This window comes from Rhodopirellula maiorica SM1 (genome assembly GCF_000346295.1).
GTDB classification, from domain to species: Bacteria; Planctomycetota; Planctomycetia; order Pirellulales; family Pirellulaceae; genus Novipirellula; species Novipirellula maiorica.
Genome location: NZ_ANOG01001086.1, coordinates 1 through 7751, shown reverse-complemented (window position 1 = coordinate 7751; position 7751 = coordinate 1). Strand labels below are relative to the sequence as shown.

The 7751-nt window shown below is 53.7% G+C and carries 8 protein-coding genes and 1 riboswitch; of the genes, 2 read left to right on the top strand and 6 right to left on the bottom strand.

The genetic code is table 11. The features are described from left to right. The 4 genes from RMSM_RS35245 to RMSM_RS35230 form a co-directional block, all read right to left on the bottom strand. Positions 1-710 (bottom strand): pilus assembly protein N-terminal domain-containing protein (locus RMSM_RS35245; RefSeq protein ID WP_173405172.1); only part of this gene is annotated, 710 nt, incomplete at its 3' end. 209 nt (positions 711-919) lie between these two features. Beyond that, on the bottom strand, positions 920-2023 hold the full coding sequence (gene cpaB, locus RMSM_RS35240; protein ID WP_008709154.1) for a Flp pilus assembly protein CpaB: 1104 nt from the start codon (positions 2021-2023) through the stop codon (positions 920-922). A gap of 329 nt (positions 2024-2352) precedes the next feature. Then, positions 2353-2910, bottom strand: a complete 558-nt coding sequence (locus RMSM_RS35235; protein ID WP_008709153.1) for an A24 family peptidase — start codon at positions 2908-2910, stop codon at positions 2353-2355. A 448-nt stretch (positions 2911-3358) separates the two neighbouring features. Continuing rightward, on the bottom strand, positions 3359-3547 hold the full coding sequence (locus RMSM_RS35230; protein WP_040771246.1) for a Flp family type IVb pilin: 189 nt from the start codon (positions 3545-3547) through the stop codon (positions 3359-3361). A gap of 180 nt (positions 3548-3727) precedes the next feature. Further along, positions 3728-3842, bottom strand: a riboswitch (cyclic di-GMP riboswitch). Positions 3843-4242: 400 nt separating this feature from the next. On the opposite strand from RMSM_RS35230, the gene RMSM_RS35220 reads away from it, so the two are divergent. Beyond that, positions 4243-4611, top strand: coding sequence for an Hpt domain-containing protein (locus RMSM_RS35220; RefSeq protein ID WP_008709146.1), 369 nt, complete (start codon positions 4243-4245; stop codon positions 4609-4611). 82 nt (positions 4612-4693) lie between these two features. Here RMSM_RS35220 and RMSM_RS41650 read toward each other — a convergent pair whose 3' ends face one another. Both RMSM_RS41650 and RMSM_RS35210 read right to left on the bottom strand, forming a co-directional pair. After that, positions 4694-5563, bottom strand: a complete 870-nt coding sequence (locus RMSM_RS41650) for a zinc ribbon domain-containing protein (protein ID WP_008709145.1) — start codon at positions 5561-5563, stop codon at positions 4694-4696. A gap of 293 nt (positions 5564-5856) precedes the next feature. Further along, positions 5857-7104 carry a DUF1559 domain-containing protein gene (locus tag RMSM_RS35210; RefSeq protein ID WP_052031960.1) on the bottom strand — a complete coding sequence of 416 codons (1248 nt, stop codon included), beginning with the start codon at positions 7102-7104 and terminating at the stop codon, positions 5857-5859. A gap of 257 nt (positions 7105-7361) precedes the next feature. On the opposite strand from RMSM_RS35210, the gene RMSM_RS35205 reads away from it, so the two are divergent. After that, the gene (locus RMSM_RS35205; RefSeq protein WP_008709142.1) at positions 7362-7559 is read left to right on the top strand and encodes a hypothetical protein; all 198 of its coding nucleotides are present in this window, start codon (positions 7362-7364) and stop codon (positions 7557-7559) included. Positions 7560-7751 lie beyond the last annotated feature (192 nt).

Sequence of the window (7751 nt, the reverse complement as noted above, 5' to 3'; positions counted from 1 at the left end):
GCGTGAACCACGCCGCTTGAAAGCGAGCTCGCCGAAGCGTTGATCAACCCACCAGGAGCGTTGACGAACAAGTTGCCCGAATCAAGGATCGCTAAATCGATCCCCAAATCGCGAAACTTGGTACGTGAGATCTCCATGATCTTGGTATGCAGCAGAACTTGCTGCACGCCCACCACCTTGATGTTGTTGACGACGGTCGAATAGAACTGTTCGACAATCGCGACGGCACGGTCAACGTCATCGACGCTGGTAACCGTTCCCGAAATGATGGCACTGTCATTGATTGGCATGACTTTGAGCGATGCAAACGGCAACTGGGAACTGAGGATCCCTTCGACCTCGCGAGCATCCGCAAGCACCGTCACGTCAACCGTATAGAGTTTGTCGTTCGTGTCCCAGAGATTCAATTGAGTCGTTCCCGGAACCTTCGCGAAGATCTGAATTTGATTTTGCGAAACCGGAGTCGCTCCAATCACTTCCTCGTTATGCACTTGGAATTTAGGAATGCGATCTTCCAATGTCAAAATGCGACTGCTTTTGACCAGCATCTCGAAACGTTCAACCGTTTGAGAAATACTATGCGACGCCATCGATTGGTTCGACGTCAACTGAACCGGTCCGTCTGCTTTAGCAACAGACCAAGGGCTAGTTAACACAAGACCCATCATCAGCATCAGAGATGCGGTGGACTTGGTTGTCCAACAGTTCATTTCCATCGCGAAAGCATCCTTGCGAAGGCCTGGTGATTGGCGAAGCCAACTATGATTTCAAAAAGCATCTGTGCTTTGGACAATCAATTCAGGCAGTAATAAGTAACAGGTTCTCTGGTAAAGAGTTTTGAAAAACACGCTTCTCGAGAATTCGTTTGACTCCAGGTGGATCGACACCCTCGATGCCACGAGTTCTCGCAATCATAGTCCTAGTAATCCGAAGCCGAATTGCCACGTTCACCCGAGGGCTGAAAGAACGGACTGTCGGCTCCGTTGAGATGGCTGTAGTCGCCCGGGGCACCGGGTTGATGTCCGGCCGGAGCGTCGCCGATTGGTGAGTCTTCTTGCGAATCCGCTTCCGATTCGATCGCTTCTTGTCCGTTGCTACCGGTCGGACCGGTGTCACTCATCACGACGGGCACTTCATTCGGAGCGATCCAGTACTCAATCATGCGGCCTTCGACCATTTTGAGCATTTTGAATCCCTCTTTGCGTTTCTTTGGTTCCGCCGCGGTTTCAGTGGCAGCGGGTGTTGCGGGCGCCACCACGGGGGTCGCCACCGGCCGATTCATTTCTTCACGGCGACGGTCCTGTGCAGTTTGGTAGTCAGCAAGCCATTTCAAGAACGAGCTTGCGGCGGGGCTTGGTCCCTCTTCGCTTGTCGGCTCTTCATAGTCGCCGGGGTTGCCAAGACTCAGACGAATCTTGCCTAGTTCGTTCGCATATGTCCACGCATCGACGTCGTCGCTGCGGATCGACAATTGAATCGTGCGTGCCGAAGTTGGTTTCTCGTCGCCTTCGAGACGGTCGGTATTTCCATCAATCGCAAACACACGAACCCCGGTCAAAACCGTCTTGGTCATCGTGCGGGGAATCAGTTCACTCTTGGTGAAAAACGCCATCACGTTGACGCGGTCGCCAGGCTGAACCAGGTTCGAGATGCTGTTTTCGGCATCAGCCCGCATCGCCACGACGCTGTATCCCTTTGGCGCGGTCGCGGTATTGGTATCCATCAGCTTGACCGGCATTACCGGTTCGCCAGTGTAAAACTTTTGCTTGGCGAACTTGCCATCCAGCATGCCAAGGTCGCCCACCGATCCTTCGGGGATTCGATCGGCCGGCCATGGTTCGAGCCGAATTTTGTCGCCCGTGATTTGCTCGCCAATATCGATTGCTTTCGCGGCGACGAAAATATCGACGGTCGGTGCGGCTTCACTAGTCGTGCCGCGAGCCTGCATCCATTGGCTAATGCCAACCGCTGCAATGGTCCCGCAAACGCAAGCTAGAAGCAGAATGAGTGATTTGTTTCGCATGGCTAATCAGACGTGCCTGAATAGGAGCTGTCGTTTGGCAGAACATTTTACAAGGGTCGAATCCGGTTTAGTCCGTATGTTCCGACTCACATGGGTTTTCGGTTTTGCAAGAGCGATCGCTGCAACCGATACCAGGGGGATGCTACGACCACTAGATTCAGCAAAGTCAACGCAAACTACCTACGCTGACATTCGGCGTGCTTCTCAAACCTGTTTGTGAGTTCTTTTCGAATCGCAAATGAACGATATACCGCGGTAGAAACGGGACAAACATAAAAAAGAAGGGAGCACAAACTGCGCTCCCTCCTTATTAGCTAGCATTTGATTTCTTAGACCAACAAACCGGCGATCGCAAAGTAGGCAATCGAACCAATCGCCATCGGGATTCCGTAGGGCAACAATTTCATGGTCGGTTTTCGCTCGCGAGCGATCTCAGCAAGTTTCGAAGGGTTACGAACGGTCTTCCATTCTTCGAGAATTTGACGAGCCATCGCGTAGTGTTTGAACCAGTTGCCACTTGCCATGATCATGAAGGCCGCCATCACTCCACCGACGATCGCGGTGTAGGCGAACGCCCACAGTGTGTTTACAGTCCCGAGCCACGCGCCAACACCAGCAAGCAGTTTGACGTCTCCGGCTCCCATGCCGCCGACATTGCGGAGCACGAGTAGCAACATCATCCCAACGAAGGTTCCTAGCAAGCTGTAGCCCAATCCCGCGAAACCGGCAGAGATGGTCCAGTAGGCCCAGCCGCTGATGATAAACGGAAAGGTCAACCAGTTGGGCACCTTCAAAATGGCGCCGTCGATAACCGCAGCAACGACGAGCACGATCGTGACAAACCAGACGATCCAGTGGTCAACGACTGAGTGAAACAAAGTATCCATGAGTCTATCCCCGTAAAGTGTATTGTGAGTAAGCTTTTTTCGGCCGCGTGGGAACGTAGGGTAAGCAGCTCGATTCGGCCTCGCCCTATCATTCGATTGCAAAGCAGTTGTTTCGTTAGCGAGGGCCAATCAACCAACTAAACATCGCGAACAGAAGCGTGACTAGACAACAAGAAAGCTGCCAGGCATACGCAGCCGCATCAGCGGGAATCAGTGGGTAGTTCATCGGTAAATCAAGCCTCCCGAATCGGTCGGGGTAGCGAACGAAAAAATTGGATTTGGGCGTAGACTTTAGGAGACGTGGCCCTTTGAAATGGTTACGACAGCGTTTCGTAACTCGCTGAGTTTCAACAAGCAAAAATCGACGCAGCCAGCACAGACCGCAAACATGCGATCTGTGCCGGACGATGCGACGAATATGATTTAGCCGAACGAATTCGGCGATCGACTAGGATCCACCGCCACCGGAGATGGCCTTGCCAACGGCGTCGAACTTGGTGTTCGCAGCGGTTCCGATCGAACCGACCGAAACCAAACAAACGACGATGATCAAAGCCAACATAACGGCGTACTCAACCGCAGTTGGTCCGTCTTCTTCTTTCAGGAAGTTTACGATGCTGGTAGCGAAATTCTTCATGTCTCTCTCCTCGCGAGTGAGATGTGAATCATCGTTAACAGATGACTCACGACGATGCTTAAATACGAACGTATTCGACGTGAATGCGTTCAACGTAAGGGCAGCCTCGTCTCCGACTTTCGTCTGACGTGCCTTGGTGCACCGAGTGCCAAGAGACAAGCTCTCGAACAATCGATTTTCCGTGGCAACCTGGCAATCCTGAAGCAATACTTTGGATCGGAAATCGATCCACCGTACCACTCACGGACCCGTGGTTTTGCGCCCCGTCCTCTCGAACGGTTTGCCTTTGTCACGGAGCAAGGCCGACCAGATCTGACGGCGTGCACACACATGCAAACCTTCATCCTGGCAGCGAATCAACTTTGACTCGCTCACTCTTTACACTTTGAAAGTACGATACGATTCGACCGAGTCAAAAAAGTCCGATCACCGAAACCCTAACGATTGGATAAAACTGACAAACAAATCGGTCGTGACGAATATGCAGCCAACCACCCCCCGATTTGAGCCCGCATCGAGCGTCTTTTCTTCCCCCTCTCTCTCACCATGGCGTCAGACGAGTTGCCCAGCGGCCACGGTAAAATGGTGCCATCAATGGTAAGATGGACATTGGCAAGCGTTGCCACGCGGCGTCATTACCGTCGCTCCCTCACAACAAGCGAATATCAAATTCACTCTCGCGGAGATTCCCAAGTATGGACGAATCACAATCACCGTCACACGATTGGCGGGCTCAATTGAGCGGACATGCCGGCGATCACAAAGAAACGTTGATTGCGATCAGCGATGCGTTTCTCGAAGAAGTCCCGATGCTGATCGAGCGAATCCGCAAGGCTGCTGGCTCAGGCGATTCGCGAACGCTGCGAACCGCTGCCCACACCCTGAAGTCCTGTTTTCGCTACGTCGCCAGCGATGACGACATCAACGCGGCCGCCGAGGTCGAAAAAAAGGCAGATTCCCCCGACCAGATCACTCAACAACAGATCGATCACCTCGATCAATTAGCGCAAAAATGGTGTCAACGCGTGGGGCAACTCAAGGCGGAAACCGCGCAATCGATCTGACGGAATCGATTTAACGCAATCGCCGAAGATGCGGCAACAACATCCGACGATAGCCCCCCTGAGTTGGCATCGCCCGGCTCGGCTAACGTGACTGGACCGCATTGGCGGTGGCCAAGGTATTGGATTGAATATCCAAAAATAACTTGATCACTTCTGCGGCCGCCAACAAGGTTGCCGACCAGACCGCCGAGGCAATCAAGATGGGGACTGCGGTCAGAAGTCCGGTCAATAAACCCATCATCCCTTCCTGCGTCATCCCGATCAGCGGAACCACCAGCGTGTAAAGGATCGCGAGTCCGAGAATAAGCCAAGCCAACACAAAATACAATTTTCGGATCAGCTCTAGCATCGGATACTTCCGTTCCTGAGGCAAACTCGATAGCGACGTCTCGCTGCTGGCCATCGGTTGGGCTGCGGTGTACGGGTTCACCGGCGGAGTCACGGCCGCAGCAGCTTCTGGCTCAGGTTCAACAGACAATTCTTCGGTAGAAAAATCGGGCACATCACTTGTCCCGCCCGCCTCTTTTGACTGGCCCGTCCCCGTTGACTGGCCCGTCCCTGTTGACTGGCCCGTCCCTGTTGACTCCTCCGCCGCCTTGGCTGTTTCGAGATCCGCGGGCGAACTGGCTGCCGGCTGATCCTCGGACACGACAATGTTTGGCACGGTGCCGGTTGGACTTGACGGCGGTGCTGTTTTTTTCGAGGCCAAACCACTGAAATCAGGAACGTCGCCCTGCCAACGTGGTGGCAATTGTTTGTCCCCTTTGACCACGGGAATTCCCGCGGGATCGCGAACGGCAGATTCGGTTTTCGGTGCGACCGGCGTTGGCGGTGCCACCACATCGCAGGCCGTTTTGCATTTAGGGCATTTCACTTGGCGTCCAATCGCAGCCGATTTGACGCGGAAACGATGCCCGCATTGACAGACAACCGTGATGACTTCGGCACTCATAATGACCTGCGGAATTCGGGAATCGCACTACTATTTCTGCGTCCCCATTGTATCGCCTCAAAAAAGGAAGCGTGTAGAAAACACAACCAAGTCGCCAAGAACGCCTTCCATCTGAAATCCCCTGCTCACCAGGCGTTCAACCGGCCTAAACATCATGCTTGTCATTTCAAGACAGTAGCGAAGTTGGTGTTGCCTTGGATGTTAAACCGTACCAACCATGAAATCTCGGCAACAAAAAAAGGCCACACAAACTTCGTTTGCGTGGCCTCGATTAGGTTCCTCGACGGGCGATTTTAAAATTCGCCATCGATCACTTCTTTGGCCGCTCGGGTCCCTAAGGATCCCCATAGACCGTAAGGACTCTTGCTTCCAGGAGCTTGAGTTCCCGATCCGCCGTTGTAAACCATTCCGGCGGTTGAGTTCCCCGCTTCAATCGAGTCGGTGATGAATTTCACAGCACCGTCAGCCATCAGGACGTGAGCCCCGCCCTGGTGTCGACTCGAGAGTCCTCCCATGAAATAGTTACCGCCGTTATGCGGCCCACATGTTTCGCGGTTGGGAGGCAAAATCGTGTAGAACATCGTTTGGTGCGGATGGTAATCCGCCCATCGGTATCCACGGCCATTAGTGGTGCCCGCCGTCGGTGTTCCCGCAAGCCAGAACTGAGGACGTTCTGGATCGACATAATTTTGCACCGACTCGCACCATGTCGGGTTATCACGCAGCGAGGTGGTCCAAGACGTACTCCCCTGCTGTGCAGGCATGGTGCGTTTGTCCATATCTCCCAGATCGGTGGCGATTTCGCCCATCATAATCGTGTTTGCGGTTCCATCGAGAATGTCACGAAACGCGGTTGATTGATGTGTCGCAAATACGCCTCGCTGACCGGCTCTTTGCCCTTGCGCGTAGCCGCTACTATATGGTTTGCCGTTGGGCTTGGTGCCGATACGCGTCAACAGGCCCTCGCGTTGGTTCGCAATCGAATCTCCCATGCACATGGCATAGTTGGTGCGTCCCAACGAAGGAAGCCCGACACCGGGATCACTGGGACAACGCAGCGACGGAATCTGTGTCACCCAAGGAATATACTGCCCCTTGTTTGGCCCCGGTCCCATCGCAGGCCAAGGACTGGTTGCAATGCCTCCAGGAGCAATCGCCTGCTCATCAGTTCGTCCGACAAGCGGATTCGAGATTTGTTCCCACAGCGCTTGCTGTTCCATGAACGGGGTAACACCCACGAGCGCACTGAGTTGCCAACTATTTTCATTGTTGTAGCTGCTCCACCAATCGTTCGCGGTTGGGAGGGCAACTTTGGTTCCGGTACCGTGCCGAGGCAACTGCTGGTAGGCGGAGTGGTAGTTATGCATTGCCAGCCCAAGCTGCTTGAAGTTGTTACTGCAACTCATGCGTCGCGCGGCCTCGCGTGCTGCTTGCACTGCGGGCAGCAGCAGACCGACTAGAACTCCGATTATCGCAATGACCACTAGCAACTCAACAAGTGTAAAAGCTGACGTTGTCCGAGATGAAGAACGATGTTTCATGGTGAATCCTGGGGAGGTAAAGAATGCCCGCGAAAAAGCGGGAAGGGTGGGAGGGCACCCACTATGACATGTTTTACTGCAGGAATCCACTACTTTTCCACAAAAACTCGATTTACAAACCATCACCTGCGAGTATCATCTATAGACTCTCGCCGATCTGATGCACGAACTTTCGGGGACCGAATCACGTCGATGTCGAGTTTTCCCTGCGACACATCGCTGTCGCGATCGCCCTCCCGCTAACCCCGCCTTGAATCATGCAAACCCAATTTCTCCGCGTGTTTTTGCTGTGCTTCCCTCTGTCACTTTCGCTCGTGGCTGCCACAGGCTGCGATCAATCCACCGGTGGTTTGGCCACGGATTCAGGCGAGATGACTCTCGAAGAATACGAACGGATCCAAGCGGAAGAGCAAGAGATGCTCAATGCAACCATGCCAAGCGAAATGAAGAAATAGGAATTGAGCTGCAGCGGGCAACCGCAAGCATCTCATTTGCCAAGCGCAAATGGCGTCTCGCCTTCCACCAACAACCATTCGCCATGGCGATTGAGCTGAAATATAGACTGTCGGCCGCTCGGCCAATCGATTGTCACTTCAGCCGGCCCCGCTGCTTCCCTCAGCCCCAAGCGAATGCAGCGTTCGTCGCTG

What these genes read in the sequence shown, in the direction of transcription:
- cpaB (WP_008709154.1), bottom strand. Translation starts at nt 2,023, where the DNA reads ATGCGAAACAAATCACTCATTCTGCTTCTAGCTTGCGTTTGCGGGACC.
- RMSM_RS35235 (WP_008709153.1), bottom strand. Translation starts at nt 2,910, where the DNA reads ATGGATACTTTGTTTCACTCAGTCGTTGACCACTGGATCGTCTGGTTT.
- RMSM_RS35210 (WP_052031960.1), bottom strand. Translation starts at nt 7,104, where the DNA reads ATGAAACATCGTTCTTCATCTCGGACAACGTCAGCTTTTACACTTGTT.
- RMSM_RS35220 (WP_008709146.1), top strand. Translation starts at nt 4,243, where the DNA reads ATGGACGAATCACAATCACCGTCACACGATTGGCGGGCTCAATTGAGC.
- RMSM_RS35205 (WP_008709142.1), top strand. Translation starts at nt 7,362, where the DNA reads ATGCAAACCCAATTTCTCCGCGTGTTTTTGCTGTGCTTCCCTCTGTCA.
- RMSM_RS35230 (WP_040771246.1), bottom strand. Translation starts at nt 3,547, where the DNA reads ATGAAGAATTTCGCTACCAGCATCGTAAACTTCCTGAAAGAAGAAGAC.
- RMSM_RS41650 (WP_008709145.1), bottom strand. Translation starts at nt 5,563, where the DNA reads ATGAGTGCCGAAGTCATCACGGTTGTCTGTCAATGCGGGCATCGTTTC.